Source organism: Staphylococcus sp. HMSC067F07, from assembly GCF_001837405.1.
Lineage (GTDB): Bacteria > Bacillota > Bacilli > Staphylococcales > Staphylococcaceae > Staphylococcus > Staphylococcus capitis.
The window spans coordinates 384936-407366 of record NZ_KV832237.1 but is presented as its reverse complement, the minus strand read 5'-3'; the positions used below and the strand labels follow the sequence as shown (position 1 = coordinate 407366).

Below are 22431 nucleotides of genomic sequence, written 5' to 3'. Positions count from 1 at the left end.
GATGAAATTCGCAGTTCTCGTATTCCCTGGCTCTAACTGTGATAGAGACATGTTTAATGCCGCAATTAAATCTGGCGTTGACGCAGCTTACGTCGATTATCGTGAAACGAGCCTCGAAGGATTTGATGGGGTTCTGATCCCTGGTGGCTTTTCATTTGGTGATTATTTAAGATCTGGAGCAATGGCAAGTGTGGCTCCTATTATTAATGAGGTTAAACGTCTTGCAAAAGAAGGAAAACCAGTGCTTGGAGTATGTAATGGTTTCCAAATATTGACAGAAATTGGATTACTTCCTGGTGCGTTGCTTCATAATGATTCTCATCTTTTCATAAGTAGAAATGAAACTTTAAAAATTGTTAATAATCAAACTCCATTTACTCATTTATATGAAGCTAATCAAGAAGTCGTTTATCCTGTTGCTCATGGTGAGGGGCATTACTATTGTACAGAAGAAATCTTTAATGAACTTGAACAAAATAATCAAATTATCCTTAAGTATATTGATAATCCTAATGGTTCATATGAAGATATCGCAGGCATTGTTAATAAAGAAGGAAATGTTTGTGGAATGATGCCCCATCCTGAACGTGCATTAGAAACACTACTAGGCACTGACAGTGGAGTGAAATTGTTTGAATCAATGGTTAAAAGTTGGAGGGAACAACATGTCTAAATTTATCGAACCAAGTGTTGAAGAAATTAAACTTGAAAAGCTTTATCAAGATATGGGACTTAGTGATAAAGAATACGATAAAGTAGTTGAAATTCTTGGTAGAGAACCCAACTTTACTGAGGTAGGAATCTTTTCGGTAATGTGGAGTGAACATTGTTCATATAAACATTCTAAACCATTCTTGAAACAGTTTCCGACTACTGGTGAGCATGTCTTAATGGGCCCTGGTGAAGGGGCAGGTGTAGTGGATATTGGAGATAATCAAGCAGTCGTATTTAAGGTGGAATCACACAATCATCCATCAGCTATAGAACCTTATCAAGGCGCTGCAACAGGTGTAGGTGGAATTATTAGAGATATCGTCTCAATAGGAGCGAGACCTATTAACTTGTTAAATAGTCTACGTTTCGGTGAACTATCAGTCAAACAAAATCAACGACTTTTAAAAGGAGTTGTGAGCGGGATTGGTGGTTACGGAAATTGTATCGGTATTCCGACTACAGCTGGTGAAATTGAATTTGATGATCGATATGATGGCAATCCACTTGTAAATGCAATGTGTGTAGGTGTCATCGACCATGACATGGTCCAAAAAGGTACTGCTAAAGGCGTTGGTAACTCAGTTATTTATGTTGGTCTGAAAACTGGTCGCGATGGTATTCACGGTGCCACATTCGCTTCTGAAGAACTAACTGAAGAAAGTGAAAGTAAACGACCTTCAGTTCAAATCGGTGATCCATTTGTAGGTAAGAAGCTCATGGAAGCAACACTTGAAGCTATTACGTTCGATGAACTGGTAGGAATTCAAGATATGGGGGCAGCAGGTTTAACATCTTCTTCATCTGAAATGGCTGCTAAAGGTGGAAGTGGTCTTCATTTAAAACTTGACCAAGTTCCTACTCGAGAACCTAATATTTCACCATATGAAATGATGCTTTCTGAAACACAAGAAAGAATGCTACTTGTAGTTGAGAAAGGTACTGAACAAAAATTCTTAGACTTATTTGATAAACATGAACTTGATAGTGCAGTGATTGGTGAAGTTACTGATACAGATCGATTCGTATTAACTTATGAAGATGAGGTATTTGCAGATATCCCAGTTCAACCCCTTTCTGACGAAGCACCTGTTTATATACTTGAAGGTGAAGACAAAGAATACAATACTTCTAAAAATGATTATAGCAATATTGATGTAGAAGATGTATTTTCAAAATTATTAAAGCATCCAACGATTGCTTCAAAACGTTATTTATATGAGCAATACGATCAACAAGTTGGAGCAAACACGATAGTGAAGCCGGGTCTTCAATCTTCAGTTGTACGAGTAGAAGGAACTAATAAGGCAATCGCTTCAACAATTGATGGTGAAGCACGTTATGTTTTTAATCAACCATATGAGGGTGGAAAGATGGTTGTTGCAGAGGCATATCGTAATTTAATTGCGGTTGGTGCGACACCACTTGCAATGACAGATTGCTTAAATTATGGTTCACCGGAAAAGAAAGAAATTTATCAACAATTAATTGATTCAACTAAAGGCATGTCTGAAGCGTGTGAAGTTTTAAATACACCTGTTGTATCAGGTAACGTTTCGCTTTATAACGAAACGCGTGGTACGTCTATTTTCCCAACGCCAGTTGTAGGAATGGTCGGTCTTATTGAAGATATTAATTATTTAAACGATTTCCATCCCAAAGCTGGAGAAAAACTTTATTTAGTTGGCGATACGCGTAATGATTTCGGTGGAAGTCAAATCGAAAAGTTATTATACGGTTCTGTGAACCATGAATTTGAAGAGATTGATTTAAGCGATGAAGTTGAGAAGGGTGAATCCATTAAACAGGCAATTCGTAACGGCGTGGCTTCTCATGTTCAAACAGTAGGTAAAGGTGGTTTACTTCTTACCCTAGCTAAAATAAGTGCATACTATAATCTTGGACTTCATGCACAACTTGATATGACTAATGCACAATTATTTAGTGAAACTCAAGGTCGTTATATTATCTCAGTTAAAGACGGTCAGACTTTAGATATGAATCAAGCTATAGAGATTGGTCAATTAACAAGTGATGGCACATTTAAGGTCTCTAATTCAGAAGTTACAATTTCGGAAAAGGTTTCAGACATTAAACATACATGGGAAGGAGCAATCGCTCAATGTTTAACAACTCAGGATTAAATGAGGAATGTGGCGTATTTGGAATCTGGAATCATCCTGAAGCAGCACAATTAACTTACATGGGTCTTCATAGTTTACAACATCGTGGTCAAGAAGGTGCAGGGATTGTAGTTTCGGATGATCAAACACTTAAAGGAGAAAGAGGACTAGGTTTACTGACTGAAGCAATTAAAGATACTAATATGGAAAATTTAAAAGGGTATCCACATGCAATTGGTCATGTACGATATGCAACATCTGGTAATAAAGGGATTGAAAATATACAACCCTTTTTATATCACTTTTATGACATGAGTGTCGGTATTTGTCATAACGGTAATTTAATAAATGCTGAATCTTTACGTCAAAATTTAGAAAAGCATGGTGCAATATTCCATTCATCATCTGATACTGAAATCATCATGCACTTAATTCGTCGCAGTAAAGCACCAACCTTTGAAGAAGCACTTAAAGAAAGCTTACGCCAAATTAAAGGTGGTTTCACATTTGCGATACTTACTGAAGATGCACTCTATGGCGCAGTTGACCCTAATGCGATTCGTCCACTTGTAGTCGGTAGAATGGAAAATGGTGCATATATCTTAGCTAGCGAAACTTGCGCTATTGATGTTCTGGGTGCAGAGTTTGTACAAGATATCCATGCTGGAGAGTATGTCATTATCAACGATGATGGAATCGTTGTCAAAAATTATACACGTCATGTAAATACAGCTATTTCGGCTATGGAATATATTTATTTTGCAAGACCAGATTCTACAATAGCTGGAAAAAATGTTCATGCTGTGAGAAAAGCATCTGGTAAAAGACTCGCTGAAGAAAGCCCTGCAAAAGCTGATATGGTTATTGGAGTACCTAATTCTTCACTGTCTGCAGCGAGTGGTTATGCTGAACAAATTGGGCTTCCTTATGAGATGGGTCTCGTTAAAAACCAATATGTTGCACGTACATTTATTCAACCGACACAAGAATTACGTGAACAGGGCGTACGTGTTAAATTATCGGCAGTTAAAGATATTGTCGAAGGTAAAAAAATTATTCTTGTAGATGATTCAATCGTGCGTGGTACTACGTGTAAAAGAATTGTGAAAATGCTTAAAGATTCAGGAGCTGATGAAGTGCATGTGAGAATCGCTTCTCCAGAGTTCATGTTCCCTAGTTTCTATGGTATTGATGTGTCGACTACTGCAGAGTTAATTTCAGCAAGTAAATCACCAGAAGAAATTAAAGATTACATTGGTGCTGATTCACTAGCATATCTAAGTGTTGATGGGCTCATTGACTCAATTGGTTTGAATTATGATGCACCGTATCGTGGATTATGTGTTGAAAGTTTCACAGGAGATTATCCAGCAGGTCTTTACGATTATGAAAAGAATTACAAATCACATTTAAGCGATCGTCAGAAAGCTTATATAGCTAATAATAAACATTATTTTGATAGTGAGGGAAACTTACATGTCTAAAGCGTATGAACAATCAGGTGTAAATATTCATGCAGGTTATGAAGCGGTAGAGAGAATATCAAGTCATGTTGAACGTACAATGCGTAAAGAAGTCTTATGTGGACTTGGAGGTTTTGGTGCTACTTTTGATTTATCTCAACTTAATATGAAAGCACCCGTACTCGTTTCTGGTACAGATGGTGTAGGTACGAAATTAAAACTTGCTATTGATCATGGCAAGCACGATACGATTGGTATTGATGCTGTAGCGATGTGTGTGAATGATATTTTAACGACTGGAGCAGAACCTCTATATTTCTTAGACTACATTGCTACAAATAAGGTAGTTCCATCAATTATTGAACAAATCGTCAAAGGTGTGAGTGATGGGTGTGAACAAACGAATACCGCATTAATTGGTGGAGAAACTGCTGAGATGGGTGAAATGTATCACGAAGGTGAGTACGATATTGCAGGTTTTGCAGTGGGCGCTGTTGAAAAAGATGAGTACATAGATGGTTCTAAAGTAGAAGCAGGACAAGCAATTATAGGTTTAGCATCGAATGGTATTCATTCTAATGGCTATAGTTTAGTTAGAAAGCTTATTAAAGAATCTGGCATCAATTTACATGATAACTTTAATGGAAAGACTTACTTAGAAACGTTTTTAGCACCCACTGAATTATATGTAAAACCAATTCTAGAATTGAAAAAACATGTGGATATTAAAGCAATGAATCATATTACTGGTGGCGGATTCTATGAAAATATACCAAGAGCTTTACCTAAAGGGTTGTCGGCTAGAATAGATACAACTTCGTTCCCAACATTAGACGTTTTTAATTGGTTACAGCAACAAGGGAACATTAGTACAGATGAAATGTATAATATCTTCAATATGGGTATAGGCTATACCGTTATAGTAGATAAAAAAGATGTATCAACAGCTTTAGCGGCTTTACAAGAGCTTGATGTGAAAGCTTATGAAATTGGTGAAGTGATTGAAGACGCTGATACGCCACTTCATTTAATGGGGGTAGAATCGTGATTAAAATAGCGATTTTCGCCTCAGGTTCAGGTAGTAACTTTGAAAATATCGTTAAACATGTTAAAGAGGGCGATTTGCAGAACATAGAAGTGACTGCACTATATACTGATAAAGCTAATGCTCAGTGTATAGAACGAGCTAGAAAATTAAATATACCTTTTCATATTAACCAACCTAAAGACTTTGCTTCAAAGTCATCTTATGAACAACAGTTGCTTAAACATTTATCCGATGAAGGGGTTCAATGGATAGTTTTAGCAGGTTACATGAGATTGGTTGGTCAAGATTTACTTCAAGCCTTTGAAGGACGAATGTTAAATATACATCCTTCACTATTGCCTAAATATAAGGGGTTAGATGCAATAGGCCAAGCATTTGATAGTGGAGATACAGTGACAGGTTCAACCGTGCATTATGTAGATAGTGGCATGGATACGGGAGAAATTATTGAACAACAACAATGTGATATTAGAACGGACGACACGAAAGAAGATTTAGAAGAGAGAGTCAAAAATTTAGAATATGAACTTTATCCTAGAGTTATCGCTAAAATCATTAAATAGAGGAGTATCTAAGCAATGAAAAAAGCAATTTTAAGTGTTTCAAATAAAAGTGGAATTGTAGAATTCGCTAAATCATTAACTTCATTAGATTATGAATTATATTCTACAGGTGGCACTAAACGTGTGCTAGAAGATGCGGGTATCGCTGTAAAGTCAGTATCTGAATTAACTCAATTTCCTGAAATAATGGATGGTCGAGTAAAAACATTACATCCAGCTGTTCATGGGGGTATCCTAGCAGATCGTGATAAACAAGAACATCTCGATCAATTGAATGAACAACATATCGACCTTATCGATATGGTTGTCGTCAACTTATATCCTTTCCAAAAAACAGTAGAAAATCCAGATGTTACTGAAGCAGATGCTATTGAAAATATTGATATTGGCGGACCAACGATGTTGCGTGCTGCAGCTAAAAACTTTAAACATGTAACAACAATAGTACATCCTTCAGATTACAATGAAGTCATTGATAGAATTAAAAATAATCAATTAGATGAAGATTATAAAAAATCCTTAATGATTAAAGTATTTGAACATACAAATCAATATGATCATGCCATTGTAAGTTTCTTTAAAGGTGATAAAGAAACACTTAGATATGGTGAGAACCCTCAACAATCTGCATACTTTGTAAGAACATCAGATAGTAAACACACAATTGCTGGTGCGAAACAATTACATGGTAAACAGTTAAGCTTTAATAACATTAAAGATGCGGATGCGGCTTTAAGTTTGGTTAAAAAATTTGAAGAACCTACAGCAGTAGCAGTTAAACATATGAATCCTTGTGGCGTGGGTGTTGGAGAAACTATTGAAGATGCATTTAAAAATGCATATGATGCTGATAATCAATCAATTTTCGGTGGAATTATTGCATTGAACCGTACTGTAGATGCTAAATTAGCAGAAACATTACATTCAATTTTCTTAGAAGTAGTTATTGCTCCTAAATTTACTGAAGAAGCACTTGAAATTTTAACTCAAAAGAAAAATATACGTTTACTTGAAATAGATATGACCATTGATAACGCTGAACAAGAATTTGTTTCTGTTTCTGGTGGTTATTTAGTGCAAGATAAAGATAATAAGGATGTCACTCGTGAAGACATGACTGTTGCTACTGAAGTACGTCCAACTGAATCACAGTGGGAAGCAATGTTATTAGGATGGAAAGTTGTAAGTTCTGTAAAAAGTAACGCTGTGATTCTAAGTAATGATAAACAAACTGTTGGTATAGGTGCAGGGCAAATGAATCGCGTAGGTTCAGCTAAAATTGCTATCGAGAGAGCAATTGAAATTAATGATAATGTTGCGCTAATTTCTGATGGTTTCTTCCCAATGGGGGATACAGTAGAATATGCGGCAGAACATGGTATTAAAGCCATTATTCAACCTGGTGGCTCTATTAAAGATCAAGAATCTATTGATATGGCTAATAAATATGGTATCACAATGGTTATGACTGGAATGCGTCACTTTAAGCACTAAGTTTTACTTAAAGAAAGGAGTAAACTTATGAAAGTTTTAGTTATCGGAGCAGGTGGACGTGAACACGCGTTAGCTTCTAAAATCAATCAATCCTCACTCGTTGAAAAGGTCTATGCTATACCAGGTAATGAAGCAATGATTAACGTTGCGGAAATTCATAATGAAATAGCCGAGTCAAGTCATCAAGAGATAATAGATTTCGCTATAAATAATAACATTGACTGGGTGGTCATAGGACCTGAACAACCATTAATTGATGGCCTAGGAGATTTACTTAGACAACAAGCAATAAAAGTGTTTGGCCCAGGGCAAGCTGCTGCTCAAATTGAGGGTTCAAAGCTCTTTGCGAAACAACTTATGGAGAAGTATGACATTCCTACTGCAGATTATAAAGAAGTAACGAATCGATCTGACGCGCTAACGTATGTTAAAACGTGTGAATTGCCGGTAGTTATTAAGAAGGATGGTTTAGCAGCTGGGAAGGGAGTAATAATCGCCAAAACCCGAGATGAAGCTATCAAAGGTGTAGAAACACTATACACTGAAGAGCAAGGGCAACTGGTTTTTGAGAGCTTTTTAGAGGGTGAAGAGTTTTCATTAATGACATTTGTTAATGGTGATTATGCAGTTCCTTTTGATTGTATCGCTCAGGATCATAAACGTGCTTATGATAATGATGAAGGCCCTAATACTGGAGGCATGGGGGCATATTGTCCTGTTCCGCATATTAGTGAGGAGGTACTTCATCAAACCAATGAGCGCATTGCTCAACCTATTGCTCAAGCGATGAGTAAAGAAGGGTATCATTTCTTTGGCTTGCTCTATATTGGTGCTATTTTAACAAAAGAGGGTCCTAAAGTGATAGAGTTCAATGCAAGATTTGGTGATCCAGAAGCGCAAGTGTTACTCACGCGTTTAGAAAGTGATTTAATGCAACATATTATTGATTTAGAACAACGTCAACCAATTCATTTTAAATGGAAAGATGAAGCAGTTGTAGGAGTCATGTTAGCATCTAAAGGGTATCCAGGATCATATGATAAAGGATATAAAGTTAGTGGTTTCGACCCAGATTCTCATTATTTTGTTAGTGGTTTAAAGAAAGAGGGAGACCATTTTGTTAATGCTGGTGGTCGTGTGATCCTAGCCATTGGTGAGGGATCTACGGTTAAGGATGCACAAGCTGCTGCATATAACAACGCTGAAAAAATTAAAAGCGATAATCTTTTCTATCGTAATGATATAGGCAATAAAGCAATAAAATAGTAAAAAAGGAGATGCACAATAAATGTTGCATCTCCTTTTTAATGTCTATCATTTAATTGATTAAACTTTATTAAATATAGTGAAATTTTTATCCTAATTTTCCAAAACGTACATCATGAATGCCAGTTAATGGTAAATAGCCTGATAGTATGAAAGATAGACCAATAATCATTAACACACACACAATAAATACTACATCTTTATATGAGAAAGGTGTCTCGTAGTAATATGTTCTAGGGCCATCTTTAAAGCCTTTAGATTCCATAGCAACTGAGAGTTGATGTGCACGTCGTATGTTTTGACTCAATAATGGAATAACTAAATGATTTAATCTTTTTAGTCCTTTATAATTTGAGACATCAATCATTTGGTATCTCATTTTTAATGAGCGTCTCAATTGGATTAATGAACTTATAATTAAAGGAACCATTCGTATTGCTGCCATAAAGGCATAGGCAATTTTGGGTTTGATTTTTAGATGTTGCATTAAACTATAAAAAATCATAACTATTTGAGATGTTAATGCTATAAGAATCCCGAACATTGATACTGTGATTGTTCTTAAAGAGAGATGTAAGCCCCGTACTATACTTTCTTCACTAATTTGAACGATTCCAAATTTAACTAACATATGCTCACCATCACCATAAAGTATCATAAATAATGAGGATAGTAAGGCGAATAGGGTGGTAACTAGTATGAATATACCTGTAATTTTAAATTCTGTACCATTAAATAATAGTAAGAAAATAAACATGAGTAACACGATATAAATCATAAAATCGAAATTATGAATGAAGATAATAAAGAAAAAAAGTGCGATTCCTAGTATTAATTTCGTTATAATATTTACATCATCAACAAAGGTGTGACGTTTCTTCCATCTTTCAAACAACGTGCTCACCTTCAATCTCTTTAAGTATTCCATCTTCAACATGTAAACGACGTGTTGGATATCGACGAATGATTTCCGAATCATGTGTGACCATAACTATTGTTTGCCCTTGTTTAACGCGTTCTTGAAAAAGTTTAATAAGTTGGAACGTATTATGACTATCTAAACCAAATGTAGGTTCATCTAACAATACAATTTCTGCCTTTGAACTAAGGGCAGTTGCTACGCTTAATCGGCGTTTTTGTCCCGTTGATATTTCAAAGGGATGATGATTTTTAACCTGATCTAGATGAAGTAATTTAAGCAATTGAATAGTTTCTTGTTCAGCATTTTCAGGGTCTAAATGGTTATAATGAATGTAAACTTCATCATAAACTGAATTCGTAATAAATTGTAATTCTGGATTTTGATACACGAGATACATGTGTTTTGCTGCTTGTTTAATCTTTTTCAGTTCTTCATTATTATAAGTCATTCGACCTTTATATTTTATTAATTGAAGTATTGATTCGAGCAAAGATGTTTTACCAGCACCATTTTCTCCTGTTATAGTTAGCCATTCTCCTTTATGTAATTCAAAGTCATCAACAGAGAAGAGCGTTTGTTTACCACGTACGATTTGGCCTTGTTGAAATTCAAATAAACTATTGGAAGGTTGAATATCTAGTTTAATAGGACGTGGCGCATAATTCCAGGCTTTAGGATGCCACACGCCATACTCAGTTAATAAATGTTCGTAGTCATTAAGAATGTGTTGAGGAGTATCATCAGCTATGATTTTTCCTTCATAATTCATTAATAGTACGCGATCCACATGTTGCCAAATATGTTCAACCTTATGTTCGACGATTAATACTGTTTGTTCATCCCACAATTCTATTAATTTCTTCCATAAATCCTCAGTTGCTTGAACATCTAACATAGCAGTTGGTTCATCTAAGAATAAGGTTTCCGCTCTTTGTAAAATGGTTTCTACGATAGCTAACTTCTGCTTCATACCTCCGCTTAGTTGATTTACATAAGTTTGGTCAGAGACTTTAAGATTTACAGATTCAAGTGCTTTTTTAATTTCATTATCCATTTCACTACGAGGGATTTTGCGGTTCTCTAACACAAAAGCTAACTCTTCATATACTTTAGGCATACAGAATTGTGTATCAGGATTTTGGAAAATGACACCACTTTGATGATCGACATGTAATTCATCATATTTCATTGGTAGTTCAATTAAATTAGGAACAATACCACTTAGTACATTAAGTAATGTGCTTTTACCCGACCCTGATGGGCCGAGTAAAAGCACTTTTTCCTTATCATTAATCTCTATATTTAAGTTATCAAAAATTTTTCTATCCCCGTTAGGGTATTTCAAACGTAAATTTTTTACTTTTAACAATTAAAAAATCCCCTTATAGGTTATCGTAGTCATGTTTAGAAGCTGGTCTAAAGAGTTTAGTAACTCCCGTTTTATCAAGTGCTCTAACAAGCCAATAGGACACTAATCCTGTGATAACAATTCCGCTAATTGATCGGAATAGAATGAATAAGAATAAGTTCCATCCCGCGACTTCATTTAAGTAACCGTAAAAATAATCTACTGGGAAAGTGGCCAGTGCAGTGACCAAACCAGCAAGCATTGCTACTACTGCAGAACGAGATTGATATTTAAAAATTGCGAAGATAATTTCGCATGCTACACCTTGTAATAAAGCATAGATAATTGTAGGTATATCAAATTTACCCATGACTATTGTTTCGCCAGCCCCTGCAGCTAGTTCAGCTAAGATTGCGATACCTGGTTTTGGAATAATTAAGTAGCAAACTACTGCTGCCATAAACCAAACACCATATGTAAGCTGCTCTAGGTGAATACCTGCAACTTGTGTAATATTGTAGAAGAACCACCATAAGTTATAGATGATTGCGAAGACTACAGATATTAATACAGTTACAAGTATTTCTGATAGTTTTAAACCTTTTGACATTGTGTCTCCTCCTAAAAAAACGCACAACCCTCCCTAGGAAAGTTGTGCGTCAGAAGATATATCTTAATGAAGTAAGTTCATCAGATTCTATAGTTAACTACACTTTCCTACGCTAGTATCTAGCTAGATCAGGTTCGAAGGGTTTGAGGATTTCCTCATCTCAGTAAATATACACCCCTAGTACGTCGATATTTTAATTTAAATTAAATGTATGATTTTTCTATTGTATTGTCAAGGTAGTTTGAGGAAATTGAGGATATGGATAAATAAGTTAATAAAGTTTTTTATAAAAAGCTCTCAAAGTATAAACTTTGAGAGCTTTTCAATGGCAAATATTTATAGTAATTAATCTAACGTATCTTGTACATCTTTTTTCGTTTGTTCAATATCATCAGTTTTTTCTTCATTTTGTTCTTTTAGTTTTTCTTCTGCTTCTTTAGCTTTTTCAGCAGATTTCTTTTCGAATTCTTCTTTTCCCATAGTATTTCCACCCCTTAAATAGGAATAATTGTTTACACAACAACTATACCCCGTTATTCTATAGATAAACCCTAATAGGTCTATAGACGTATTTCATGGTTAATTTAAAGACAATTAGAAAATCTTCATATATAATAACGTTTGAGGTGAACAGTATGTCTTTTCTTAGGAAACACACCGAGATCATATTTAGCTACATTATCGGTATCGTTTCACTTTTCACAGGTCTCATCATTCTAATTAACTTACCATTGATTAAACAATTTAATGGTGATAAAAAAGTTAATACTCATGTACATAATGTATGGGAATTTCTTAATGCATTCTTCGCTGAAATTATAAAAGTGATGAGTAGGTTTATAGGTAGTTTCCCAGTTATAAGTGCCATTATTATTATTTTGTTTGGTATCTTAGTTATGCTTTTAGGTCATACTTTATTCAGAACTATTAAATATGACTATGACATATCCATTTTCTTCTTAGTTATTGGTATTATGTATTTTATTATTACACTAATATTAATGACTCAAGTTTATGGTTTCTTCGCAATTGTGTTTATTATACCGTTCATCGTTCACATCGGATACATTGTTTATAAAGATGAATTAAATAAAAATAATCGTAAAAGTCATTATATGTGGATTATCGTGACATATGGTATTAGTTATTTAATTACACAAATTTCTTTATACGGACGTATAGATGCGAATGAAATTGAATCTATAGATATTTTAAGTGTGAACACATTCTTCATTATTATGTGGTTATTAGGACAGATGTCTATATGGAATTTCTTATTCTTAAGACGATCATTACCATTAACTAAAGAAGAGTTAGGCGAGGAAGAACCTGAACTTTCTAGAACAAATAAAGGAAACGTATCTAATCAAACTAAAGTTCACTTAAAACAACTACAAGATAAGACAACAGAATATGCACGTAAGACTAGAAGAAGTGTAGATTTAGATAAAATAAGAGCTAAAAGAGATAAATTTAAGGAAAAAGTTAAAAATATTGTAGATATTCAAGAAGATGATATTCCTAATTGGATGAGAAAGCCAAAATGGATTAAACCAATGTATGTTGAGTTGTTCTGTGGAGCTGTTATTTTATTCTTTACATTTCTTGAATTTAATAACCGCAACGCCCTATTCTTATCAGGAGAATGGGAACTTTCTCAAACGCAATATGTAGTAGAGTGGGTCACACTCATATTATTACTATTCATAATCATCATCTTTATTGCTACAACTTTAACTTATTATTTAAGAAATAAATTTTATTACTTACAGCTCTTCATGGGTAGTATTTTATTCTTTAAATTCTTAACTGAATTTATCAATATTATGATTCACGGTCTATTGTTATCAATTTTCATCACACCAATTTTACTGTTAATGTTAATTGCAATGATTGTTGCTTACTCATTACAGTTAAGAGAGAAACCATAATTGATTACTAAAAGTCATTGTTATTGTTTATTCAATAGCAGTGGCTTTTTTACATATTATTAAAGACTGATATTTGTTAAAATGATTTTGAAATTGTGCTTACGTATTAATTTTTAGAAAAAAGAGAATAGAAAGTGAGGTAAAAGTAAAAAATGAAAATAGCAACATTGAATAGAGGTAAAGAAACTAAATATCTTAATCAATATCCTTTAATTGATGAGGAAGATATTTACCAACATGACCACCTTAAAGAAGGGGATTTAGTTAAAATTGTGACTGATCAACAACAGTATATCGCAACTGGCTATGTTGGCCGTCAACATAAAGGATTAGGTTGGGTATTAAGTTATGATGAAAATGAGGACATTAACACTCAATTCTTCGTAAAATTATTTGAAAGTGCATTAGAGGAAAGAGAATATTATTTCAACATTGATGGTACAAATGCTTTTAGACTTTTTAATGCTGAGGGTGACGGCGTAGGAGGCCTCACAATTGATAATTATGATAGTCATTTATTAATTCAATGGTATTCCAAAGGCATTTATAAATTTAGATATCTTATCATAGAAGCAATTAAAACAGTATTTGGTTATACGTCTTTATATGAAAAAATGAGATTTAAGGATACAACATACACAGGTGGATTTGTTGATGGTGAAGCCCCTGAGTTTCCAATTACTATTGAAGAAAATTTCACATTTTATAATGTAGATTTAGAAGATGGTTTAATGACTGGTATCTTTTTAGATCAAAAGGAAGTACGTAAAAAATTAAGAGACCAATTTTCCGAAGATAGAGATGTATTAAATTTATTTAGTTATACAGGAGCGTTTTCAGTTATAGCAGCTCAGAATGCACGTTCAACTACAAGTGTTGACTTAGCAAATCGTTCAAGAGGCTTAACGGAAGAAAACTTTGGTTTAAATGGTATTGATCCTAAATCTCAATACATTTATGTGATGGATACGTTTGACTATTATAATTACGCGGCACGTCATGGTCTTCAGTATGAAACGGTAGTCATTGATCCGCCAAGTTTTGCACGCAATAAGAAAAAGACATTCTCAGTTCAGAAAGACTATGGTTCACTCGTTAAAGGCGCCTTAAGTGTATTAGCTCCTGAGGGTTCACTGCTATTATGTACAAATTCAAGTGCATTTTCTTTAAAAGCGTTCAAAAATGTGATTAAAAAGACATTAGATGAAGAGGGGGTAGAGTTTGAAATAAGAGAGGTCATGGGACTTCCTAAAGATTTCAAGACTCATCCACATTACAAACCTTCAAAATATTTAAAAGCTGTATTTATAGATATTAAGCATTAAATTTTTAAATATTGGGTATAAGATTTTATTGAAACAATACTAAGAAAGGATGTATGAATTTGGGTATTAGAAGTAAATTCACAAATGATATCACTAATAAAGTGGGCAATGAACTTTTAAATATAGAAGAAATTAAAGAAAAAAATAATTTACCTAAGACTAAAGAAGAATTAGCGCGTCGCCGAGAACAGGCGTTAACGTTAGTTAAAAAGAAATCAATACTTTCATCAGGCGCAAGTATTGTACCTATCCCAGGATTAGACTTCGGTGTAGATATTAAATTAATGAGAGACATTATTGAGGATGTTAACAAAATTTATGGTTTAGATCATAAAGAAGTGAATTCGTTAGGGGATGATGTAAGAGAGAGAGTGATGTCTGCTGCAGCGATTCAAGGGAGTCAATTTGTAGGAAGAAAAGTTTCAGAAGCACTTTTAAAAGTTGTTATTAAAGATGTAGCGAAACGAGCAGCTGCTAAACAAACAAAATGGTTCCCAGTGATCGGTCAAGCTGTTTCAGCTTCAATTAGTTACTACTTTATGAATAAACTTGGTAAAGATCACGTTGAAAAATGTGAAAAAGTTATCAATAACCTATAGTAAGTGATATAATTTCTAATGTAATGTAAATAATGATATTGAAACCGGTTTTAAACGAATTGAATTTAACAATCGGTTTTGGTAAAGTTATTGTATAAAATATATGTTAGATTGTAATAATATTGAAGATTCTAACTATACGAAGGAGAATATAACTATGGAACAAAAATCATATGTAATTATCGACGAAACAGGGATTCACGCTCGCCCTGCTACAATGCTAGTTCAAACTGCATCAAAATTTGATTCAGATATTCAATTAGAATATAACGGTAAAAAAGTTAACTTAAAATCAATCATGGGTGTTATGAGTTTAGGTGTAGGTAAAGATGCTGAAATCACTATTTATGCTGACGGTAGCGATGAAACTGATGCTATTGAATCTATCAGTGATGTCTTATCAAAAGAAGGATTAACTAAATAATTATGTCTAACTTAATTAAAGGGATTGCTGCCTCTGATGGTGTAGCAATCGCAAAAGCTTACTTATTAGTAGAGCCAGATTTATCTTTTGACAGTAACGAACAGGTCACTGATGTAGAAGGCGAAGTTAATAAATTCAATAAAGCTATCGAAGCATCTAAAGTTGAATTAACTAAGATTAGAAATAATGCAGAAGTTCAATTAGGCGCTGATAAAGCAGCTATTTTTGATGCTCATTTATTAGTTCTAGATGATCCAGAATTAATTCAACCTATCCAAGATAAAATTAGAAATGATAAAGTTAATGCGGCTACAGCATTAAACGATGTGACAACTCAATTTGTTACTATTTTCGAATCTATGGATAATGAATACATGAAAGAACGTGCAGCAGATATTAGAGACGTTTCTAAACGTGTTTTAGCGCACATTCTAGGTGTAGAATTACCAAACCCAAGTATGATTGATGAAAGCGTCGTTATAATTGGTAACGATTTAACACCTTCAGATACTGCACAATTAAACAAGGAATTCGTCCAAGGCTTTGTAACTAACATCGGTGGTAGAACGAGCCACTCTGCAATAATGAGTCGTTCACTTGAAATTGCAGCAGTTGTAGGTACGCAAACTATCACTCAGCAAGTCAAACAAGGTGATATGATTGTTGTAGATGGAATTACAGGTGATGTAATTATCGATCCAACTGAAGACGAATTAATCGCTTATCAAAACAAACGTGAACGTTTCTTTGAAGATAAGAAGGAACTACAAAAATTACGTGACGCGGATACGGTAACTGTTGATGGTGTGCATGCTGAATTAGCAGCGAATATTGGTACGCCAAATGATTTACCAGGAGTTATTGAAAACGGTGCTCAAGGTATAGGTTTATACCGTACAGAATTCCTTTATATGGGAAGAGACCAAATGCCAACTGAGGAAGAACAATTTGAAGCCTACAAACAAGTACTAGAAACAATGGATGGTAAACGTGTTGTTGTACGTACTTTAGATATCGGTGGAGATAAAGAGCTTCCTTACTTAAATTTACCTGAAGAAATGAATCCATTCTTAGGTTATAGAGCAATTCGTTTATGTTTAGCTCAACAAGATATTTTCAGACCGCAATTACGTGCATTATTACGTGCATCTGCTTACGGTAAATTAAATATCATGTTCCCAATGGTTGCTACTATCAAAGAATTCCGTGATGCTAAAGCGATTCTTTTAGAAGAAAAGAAAAACCTTGAAAATGAAGGTTATGACATTTCTGACGATATCGAATTAGGTATCATGGTTGAAATTCCAGCAACTGCTGCATTAGCAGATGTCTTCGCGAAGGAAGTAGACTTCTTTAGTATCGGTACTAATGACTTAATTCAATACACACTAGCTGCTGATCGTATGTCAGAACGTGTATCTTATTTATATCAACCATATAATCCTTCTATTTTACGTCTTGTTAAGCAAGTAATAGAGGCTTCTCATAAAGAAGGTAAATGGACTGGTATGTGTGGTGAAATGGCCGGAGATGAAACAGCTATTCCATTATTACTAGGTTTAGGATTAGATGAGTTCTCAATGAGTGCAACTTCTATTCTTAAAGCTAGAAGACAAATTAATGGCTTAAGTAAAAATGAAATGGCTGAATTAGCTAATCGCGCTATTGAATGTGCTACACAAGAAGAAGTTATGGAATTAGTTAACAATAAAGCAAAATAATATAGGTTAATAATACAGCATGAGAGAGTGAATGCAACATTGCATTTACTCTCTTTTTAATCTGTAATTGAAATAAGCTGGCTTCACTTATTAAAAAATCACTCAACATCATAGAAAAGATAATGTTGAGTAATTTTTATGACTAATTTTTACTATTTAAATTCAATGTAGAATTTATTTTGTCCATATCTACACTATACATTGGTTCATTATTTAATAAAATAAAAGGCGTTGCAAATGCATCATAATCAATCATTTCATTACGATATTGATTATTTTTAATATTCTTTTCAATAAAATCAACGCCTTGCTCTGATAAATAATTTTTCACGAAAGTGCATGGTGGACAATCATCTTGGGTATAAATGACAATGTTCGAAGTCATACAGGTCGTCCTTTCATAAGTAATTCTCAAAATACTATATAGAAAAATGTTGAGAATTTCAAACATGTGAACATTATGTGTCTTGTCAAAAAATGTACATATAAATTTAAAGCAATTTAATTTTGTTCAAAGTCATGAGGTTTTATAATTTTAGACACTTGTGACTCCAATTATTAATAAAAATAGATAAAAAAGGTGATTTATATATGGATTCAGTTGAAATTAGCCGATTTCTCACTGGTATGACATTAGCAGTGCATATTATATTTGCCACAATCGGCGTGGGTATGCCTTTAATGTTTGCGATTGCAGAATTTATCGGTATTAGAAAGAATGATGCAAACTACATTGCATTAGCGAAAAGATGGTCAAAAGGGTACACAATTACAGTAGCCGTTGGAGTCGTGACAGGTACTATTATAGGCTTACAACTTTCGCTTGTGTGGCCAACATTTATGAAAATGGGTGGGCATGTTATTGCTTTACCTTTATTTATGGAAACTTTCGCTTTCTTCTTTGAAGCAATCTTCTTAAGTATTTATCTTTATACTTGGGATAGATTTAAAAATAAATGGACGCATTTTATTATTTCATTACCTGTAATTATTGGTGGTTCATTCTCGGCGTTTTTTATTACATCAGTTAACTCATTTATGAATACACCAGCAGGTTTTGAAATGAAAAATGGACGTATGGTTAATGTACAACCATTAGAGGCAATGTTTAACTCCTCATTTATTGTCAGAGCATTCCATGTAGTAGCTACTGCTGGTATGACGATGGCATTTATTTTGGCTGCAATAGCGGCGTTTAAATTATTACGTAATAAACATTCTGAAGATAAAACTTATCATAAAAAAGCATTGAAAATGACAATGATAGTTGGTTTCTTATCAACGATATTATCGATGGTAGCTGGAGATCTTTCCGCTAAATTCTTGCACAAAGTGCAACCAGAAAAACTAGCTGCTTATGAGTGGCATTATGATACTCAATCACATGCTAACTTAGTATTCTTTGGTGTGCTCAATGAGAAGACACATGAAGTAACTGGTGCTATTGAGATTCCGGGATTACTTAGTTTCTTAGCAGATGACAGTTTCAAAACAAAAGTCAAAGGATTAACTGATTTTCCTAAAAATGATTTACCACCTATGATTGTTCATTATTTCTTTGATTTAATGGTTTCTATGGGTGTGTTCTGTTTCATTATTTCAGGACTATATATGTTAATTTTATTCTTCAAGAAATTACGTAAATTTAAAGTTAATAAAGCTATGCTATATGCAATACTTTTAACTGGCCCAGCCTCATTACTTGCAATAGAATTTGGTTGGTTCTTAACTGAAATGGGTCGTCAACCTTGGATCATTAGAGGTTATATGCGTGTGTCTCAAGCTGCTACACAAGCAGGTGGTATCACGTTAGTTACGATTCTCTTCGGTATATTGTATCTCGTGCTTATGGTAACAGCAGCTTATGTACTTATTCGTATGTATCGAAATAAACCTGCTTATCAAGATGTAGACAAAGTGATTGAAGAAAGAGGTGGAACAAAATGATTTACGCATATATTGGGATAACAGTATTATGGATATTTTTATTTTGTTACATCATCGTAGCATCAATTGACTTTGGTGCTGGATTTTTCGCTTTACATTCTAGAATTACTGGTGAAGAGAAGAAGATCAATCACTTAATTCATCGTTATCTTAATCCAGTGTGGGAAGTTACAAATGTTTTCTTCGTCTTTTTCTTCGTTGGATTTATTGGGTTCTTCCCTGATTCTGCAAAGTATTTGGGAACCGTTTTATTAGTTCCAGGTTCAATAGCATTAATTCTTATCTCCATTAGAAGTAGTTTTTATGCTTTTGAAAATTACGGACAAGATACGAAGTTACCATGGATAGTGCTCTATGGTTTTACAGGATTACTTATTCCAGCATCATTAGCTACTGCACTAACTATCTCGGAAGGTGGATATATCAGAGAACATGGGTCTCATATAGATTTGAACTGGGTACAATTACTATTAAGTCCATTTGCCTGGTCTGTGGTATTCTTGGCTATCATTTCGGTTCTATATATTTCTTCAGGTTTCTTAACATTTTATGCTAGTAAAGCGAAAGATAAACCTGCATACCACTTAACAAGACAATGGCATATTTTCTGGGGCCCGCCTATGATTGTTATTTCATTGTTTGTATTTTTATCTTTAAGAATACAAAATGCAGATCATTTCAATAATGCTGTATTTAACTATTGGTGGATGTTTGTAATCAGTTTTATCTTCTTTTTAATTGCAGGTGTATTAACGATTCTTAAGAAAAATCATGGATTAGCGTTTATCATGGTCATATTACAGATGTTCTTTGCATTCTTTGGCTATGGTATGAGTAAATTGCCATTTTTATTACATCCATTTGTGAAAATCACAAGTTCTCATGTTAACCCAGAAATGGGATTAGCATTAGTTATAGCCTTTATTTTAGGTTTACTTTTATTAATTCCATCGTTAATATTATTATTAAGATTATTTGTTTTCGATAAAGAGTACGTAGAAGGAAAGAAATAATATAACCTTTGAGTATAAGGGGAGATATGTTGATATATTTTATCATCAAACTCTCTTTTTCTCTTTTATTTAATGGAGGACGCATATGGATAAAGAATACGTCGTTATTGGACTAGGTCGTTTTGGTGGCAGTATTGTTAGAGAACTTAACGCTTTAGATATGGATGTCATGGCAATTGATAATGATGAAAATCGTGTTAATGAATATAGTGATATCGCAACACATGCAGTTGTAGCTGATACGACTGATGAAGCGGTCATGAAAAGTTTAGGTATACGTAACTTTGATCATGTCATTGTGGCCATTGGTGAAAACATTCAATCAAGTACGTTAACTACTTTAATTTTAAAAGAGTTAGGTGTTAAAAAGGTAACTGCAAAAGCACAAAACGACTACCATGCTAAAATATTAAATAAAATAGGTGCAGACACTGTCGTTCACCCAGAACGTGATATGGGTAGACGTATAGCGCATAATGTAGCAAGTGCAAGTGTATTAGATTATTTAGAACTTGCTGATGAGCATTCAATCGTAGAGCTTAAAGCGACTGAAAAAATGGCTGGACAGACTATAATTAATTTAGACATCCGAGCACAATATGGCATAAATATCATTGCAATTAAACGAGCGAAAGAATTTATCGTTTCCCCAGATCCGAATCTTAGTATAGAGATTGGTGATATTTTAATCATGATTGGTCATGATAATGATTTAGGTCGTTTCGAGAAAAATATAGCCAAATAATTGGTGACGATAAATTAAGATATACGTTTTTTCTTTTAGCTTATAAATGAATTGAGTTAAAATTCATTTATAAGCTTTTTTGTATAGAATTATTTAATTGAGTCGGTTATACCCATCATACGATTTCATGCTAATCTATACATAAAAAAATAATAAAGCTTCAATCAATTTAAAAACAAAATAAAATATGAAATATTGTGATTGATTAAATCTATAATTTATTAAGTTTTGCGTAAACACTTGAGAAATAGAATATATCAATTAGGGAAGATAACAAAAATTTTAAAACAATGATGTTAACATTAAATTTGAAAAAATTAATAAGGAGAGTGGATATGTGTAAATTTGTTTTAAAATGCACATCATTGTTAGTAATTGTTTTGTTATTATGTAGTTGTTCGAACATAAAAAATGGCTCATTTAATAATCATTCAAATCGCACTAAATGCATAACAATTTATGGTGATTACAAATGTGCCTATTGTAAAAAAATTGAAAATACTATCGTTCCTAAATTGAAAAAAGATTATATAAAAAAAGACAAAGCGGAAGTTAATTTTGTTAATCTCGGTTTCTTAGGTAAAGACTCTATGAAAGCTGGACGAGCAGCATTAGCAGTCAAACTCATATCTGATAAAGAGTATTTAAAATTTAATCACTTAATTTTTAACGAACAACCTAAAAATAGCCATAAAACTTGGATTACTAATAGATTATTAGATAAGCAAATAGATAAACTTAACTTGAATGATGAAGAAATAAAAAAAGTTAAGAAAATGTATAAAGAAAAAGATAGCAAAGCATGGGAAATGGCTAATGATGATAAAAAAGTTGCTAAAAAGAAAAAAGTTAAGAAAGTTCCTTTAGTATACATAAATGGTGAAAAAGTAAAAAACCCATATAAATATAAAGAATATCAACGCATATTAGATAAAAAGACATCGTAAAAATATATACACATGCAACAACTAGAGTGAAAACTAAAGGAGTAAAAAAATGTTAATTAAAAACAAGCTATATATATACTTAGTATTATCACACTCATGATTATAGACATTATCTAAATTAATAATGATAATGTTATCAAAAGCCCAATTGGTTACAGACTTATTTATTTAATTGTGTTTATTTCATTTCTAATGATTGTAATAGGAACTACTGTTAGAAAGAGAAATAAA

At 33.4% G+C, this 22431-nt stretch carries 21 protein-coding genes and 1 riboswitch; of the genes, 16 read left to right on the top strand and 5 right to left on the bottom strand.

Going from position 1 to position 22431, the window contains the following annotated elements; all coding sequences use genetic code 11:
* Position 1 precedes the first annotated feature (1 nt).
* From purQ to purD, 7 genes are read left to right on the top strand one after another with little or no spacing between them, the layout of a single operon-like run.
* Complete coding sequence (purQ, locus tag HMPREF2706_RS08875; protein ID WP_023350479.1) at positions 2 to 673, top strand: phosphoribosylformylglycinamidine synthase subunit PurQ; 672 nt, start codon at positions 2 to 4, stop codon at positions 671 to 673.
* Entirely contained in the window at positions 666 to 2855 is a 2190-nt protein-coding gene (gene purL / locus HMPREF2706_RS08870) for a phosphoribosylformylglycinamidine synthase subunit PurL (RefSeq protein ID WP_064212240.1), read from the top strand. Before purQ ends, purL begins: the two co-directional genes overlap by 8 nt.
* Entirely contained in the window at positions 2834 to 4318 is a 1485-nt protein-coding gene (gene purF, locus HMPREF2706_RS08865) for an amidophosphoribosyltransferase (protein WP_070862326.1), read from the top strand. Before purL ends, purF begins: the two co-directional genes overlap by 22 nt.
* Positions 4311 to 5345: a phosphoribosylformylglycinamidine cyclo-ligase gene (purM, locus tag HMPREF2706_RS08860; protein WP_070862325.1), complete on the top strand. Its 1035-nt coding sequence runs from the start codon at positions 4311 to 4313 to the stop codon at positions 5343 to 5345. Before purF ends, purM begins: the two co-directional genes overlap by 8 nt.
* A complete protein-coding gene (gene purN, locus HMPREF2706_RS08855) occupies positions 5342 to 5908 on the top strand; it encodes a phosphoribosylglycinamide formyltransferase (protein ID WP_070862324.1) in 567 nt (188 codons plus the stop codon). Before purM ends, purN begins: the two co-directional genes overlap by 4 nt.
* A 15-nt stretch (positions 5909 to 5923) precedes the next feature.
* Positions 5924 to 7402 carry a bifunctional phosphoribosylaminoimidazolecarboxamide formyltransferase/IMP cyclohydrolase gene (gene purH, locus HMPREF2706_RS08850; RefSeq protein WP_030065177.1) on the top strand — a complete coding sequence of 493 codons (1479 nt, stop codon included), beginning with the start codon at positions 5924 to 5926 and terminating at the stop codon, positions 7400 to 7402.
* Positions 7403 to 7429: 27 nt separating this feature from the next.
* Positions 7430 to 8668 carry a phosphoribosylamine--glycine ligase gene (gene purD / locus HMPREF2706_RS08845; protein WP_030065180.1) on the top strand — a complete coding sequence of 413 codons (1239 nt, stop codon included), beginning with the start codon at positions 7430 to 7432 and terminating at the stop codon, positions 8666 to 8668.
* Positions 8669 to 8756: 88 nt separating this feature from the next.
* Here purD and HMPREF2706_RS08840 read toward each other — a convergent pair whose 3' ends face one another.
* The 4 genes from HMPREF2706_RS08840 to graF form a co-directional block, all read right to left on the bottom strand.
* Positions 8757 to 9563: an energy-coupling factor transporter transmembrane component T family protein gene (locus HMPREF2706_RS08840; RefSeq protein WP_030065182.1), complete on the bottom strand. Its 807-nt coding sequence runs from the start codon at positions 9561 to 9563 to the stop codon at positions 8757 to 8759.
* A complete protein-coding gene (locus tag HMPREF2706_RS08835; RefSeq protein ID WP_030065184.1) occupies positions 9556 to 10959 on the bottom strand; it encodes an ABC transporter ATP-binding protein in 1404 nt (467 codons plus the stop codon). The genes HMPREF2706_RS08840 and HMPREF2706_RS08835 overlap by 8 nt, the downstream gene beginning before the upstream one ends.
* 13 nt (positions 10960 to 10972) lie before the next feature.
* Positions 10973 to 11548, bottom strand: coding sequence for an ECF transporter S component (locus HMPREF2706_RS08830; RefSeq protein WP_049427986.1), 576 nt, complete (start codon positions 11546 to 11548; stop codon positions 10973 to 10975).
* A gap of 87 nt (positions 11549 to 11635) precedes the next feature.
* Positions 11636 to 11737: riboswitch (TPP riboswitch) on the bottom strand.
* A gap of 156 nt (positions 11738 to 11893) precedes the next feature.
* Positions 11894 to 12028: a glycopeptide resistance-associated protein GraF gene (gene graF, locus HMPREF2706_RS12280; protein ID WP_002435469.1), complete on the bottom strand. Its 135-nt coding sequence runs from the start codon at positions 12026 to 12028 to the stop codon at positions 11894 to 11896.
* A 155-nt stretch (positions 12029 to 12183) separates the two neighbouring features.
* Between graF and auxA the strand changes: the two genes are divergently transcribed.
* The 5 genes from auxA (at position 12184) to ptsP (ending at position 17548) form a co-directional block, all read left to right on the top strand.
* A complete protein-coding gene (gene auxA, locus HMPREF2706_RS08825) occupies positions 12184 to 13479 on the top strand; it encodes a lipoteichoic acid stability factor AuxA (protein ID WP_002435336.1) in 1296 nt (431 codons plus the stop codon).
* 152 nt (positions 13480 to 13631) lie between these two features.
* A complete protein-coding gene (locus HMPREF2706_RS08820; protein ID WP_023350473.1) occupies positions 13632 to 14804 on the top strand; it encodes a class I SAM-dependent rRNA methyltransferase in 1173 nt (390 codons plus the stop codon).
* A gap of 59 nt (positions 14805 to 14863) precedes the next feature.
* A complete protein-coding gene (locus HMPREF2706_RS08815) occupies positions 14864 to 15403 on the top strand; it encodes a hypothetical protein (protein ID WP_002435405.1) in 540 nt (179 codons plus the stop codon).
* A 157-nt stretch (positions 15404 to 15560) separates the two neighbouring features.
* A complete protein-coding gene (locus HMPREF2706_RS08810) occupies positions 15561 to 15827 on the top strand; it encodes a phosphocarrier protein HPr (protein WP_002435387.1) in 267 nt (88 codons plus the stop codon).
* Between the two features lie 2 nt (positions 15828 to 15829).
* Positions 15830 to 17548 carry a phosphoenolpyruvate--protein phosphotransferase gene (ptsP, locus tag HMPREF2706_RS08805; RefSeq protein WP_002469960.1) on the top strand — a complete coding sequence of 573 codons (1719 nt, stop codon included), beginning with the start codon at positions 15830 to 15832 and terminating at the stop codon, positions 17546 to 17548.
* Between the two features lie 142 nt (positions 17549 to 17690).
* On the opposite strand, the gene HMPREF2706_RS08800 is transcribed toward ptsP, so the two are convergent.
* Positions 17691 to 17933: a glutaredoxin family protein gene (locus HMPREF2706_RS08800; RefSeq protein ID WP_002435401.1), complete on the bottom strand. Its 243-nt coding sequence runs from the start codon at positions 17931 to 17933 to the stop codon at positions 17691 to 17693.
* 206 nt (positions 17934 to 18139) lie between these two features.
* Between HMPREF2706_RS08800 and HMPREF2706_RS08795 the strand changes: the two genes are divergently transcribed.
* The 4 genes from HMPREF2706_RS08795 to HMPREF2706_RS08780 all read left to right on the top strand — a co-directional run bounded on the left by HMPREF2706_RS08795 (position 18140) and on the right by HMPREF2706_RS08780 (position 22200).
* Positions 18140 to 19495: a cytochrome ubiquinol oxidase subunit I gene (locus HMPREF2706_RS08795; protein WP_030065190.1), complete on the top strand. Its 1356-nt coding sequence runs from the start codon at positions 18140 to 18142 to the stop codon at positions 19493 to 19495.
* On the top strand, positions 19492 to 20508 hold the full coding sequence (locus HMPREF2706_RS08790) for a cytochrome d ubiquinol oxidase subunit II (RefSeq protein ID WP_002435403.1): 1017 nt from the start codon (positions 19492 to 19494) through the stop codon (positions 20506 to 20508). Before HMPREF2706_RS08795 ends, HMPREF2706_RS08790 begins: the two co-directional genes overlap by 4 nt.
* A gap of 85 nt (positions 20509 to 20593) precedes the next feature.
* Positions 20594 to 21253 carry a potassium channel family protein gene (locus HMPREF2706_RS08785; protein WP_002435479.1) on the top strand — a complete coding sequence of 220 codons (660 nt, stop codon included), beginning with the start codon at positions 20594 to 20596 and terminating at the stop codon, positions 21251 to 21253.
* A 293-nt stretch (positions 21254 to 21546) separates the two neighbouring features.
* Positions 21547 to 22200, top strand: a complete 654-nt coding sequence (locus HMPREF2706_RS08780) for a DsbA family protein (protein WP_239666101.1) — start codon at positions 21547 to 21549, stop codon at positions 22198 to 22200.
* The last annotated feature ends 231 nt before the right edge of the window (positions 22201 to 22431 follow it).

Excerpts from the sequence above, each read along its gene's own strand:
- purQ (WP_023350479.1), top strand. The coding sequence starts at position 2 with ATGAAATTCGCAGTTCTCGTATTCCCTGGCTCTAACTGTGATAGAGAC.
- purL (WP_064212240.1), top strand. The coding sequence starts at position 666 with ATGTCTAAATTTATCGAACCAAGTGTTGAAGAAATTAAACTTGAAAAG.
- purF (WP_070862326.1), top strand. The coding sequence starts at position 2,834 with ATGTTTAACAACTCAGGATTAAATGAGGAATGTGGCGTATTTGGAATC.
- purM (WP_070862325.1), top strand. The coding sequence starts at position 4,311 with ATGTCTAAAGCGTATGAACAATCAGGTGTAAATATTCATGCAGGTTAT.
- purH (WP_030065177.1), top strand. The coding sequence starts at position 5,924 with ATGAAAAAAGCAATTTTAAGTGTTTCAAATAAAAGTGGAATTGTAGAA.
- purD (WP_030065180.1), top strand. The coding sequence starts at position 7,430 with ATGAAAGTTTTAGTTATCGGAGCAGGTGGACGTGAACACGCGTTAGCT.
- HMPREF2706_RS08830 (WP_049427986.1), bottom strand. The coding sequence starts at position 11,548 with ATGTCAAAAGGTTTAAAACTATCAGAAATACTTGTAACTGTATTAATA.
- graF (WP_002435469.1), bottom strand. The coding sequence starts at position 12,028 with ATGGGAAAAGAAGAATTCGAAAAGAAATCTGCTGAAAAAGCTAAAGAA.
- auxA (WP_002435336.1), top strand. The coding sequence starts at position 12,184 with ATGTCTTTTCTTAGGAAACACACCGAGATCATATTTAGCTACATTATC.
- HMPREF2706_RS08820 (WP_023350473.1), top strand. The coding sequence starts at position 13,632 with ATGAAAATAGCAACATTGAATAGAGGTAAAGAAACTAAATATCTTAAT.
- HMPREF2706_RS08810 (WP_002435387.1), top strand. The coding sequence starts at position 15,561 with ATGGAACAAAAATCATATGTAATTATCGACGAAACAGGGATTCACGCT.
- ptsP (WP_002469960.1), top strand. The coding sequence starts at position 15,830 with ATGTCTAACTTAATTAAAGGGATTGCTGCCTCTGATGGTGTAGCAATC.
- HMPREF2706_RS08800 (WP_002435401.1), bottom strand. The coding sequence starts at position 17,933 with ATGACTTCGAACATTGTCATTTATACCCAAGATGATTGTCCACCATGC.
- HMPREF2706_RS08795 (WP_030065190.1), top strand. The coding sequence starts at position 18,140 with ATGGATTCAGTTGAAATTAGCCGATTTCTCACTGGTATGACATTAGCA.
- HMPREF2706_RS08790 (WP_002435403.1), top strand. The coding sequence starts at position 19,492 with ATGATTTACGCATATATTGGGATAACAGTATTATGGATATTTTTATTT.
- HMPREF2706_RS08785 (WP_002435479.1), top strand. The coding sequence starts at position 20,594 with ATGGATAAAGAATACGTCGTTATTGGACTAGGTCGTTTTGGTGGCAGT.
- HMPREF2706_RS08780 (WP_239666101.1), top strand. The coding sequence starts at position 21,547 with ATGTTAACATTAAATTTGAAAAAATTAATAAGGAGAGTGGATATGTGT.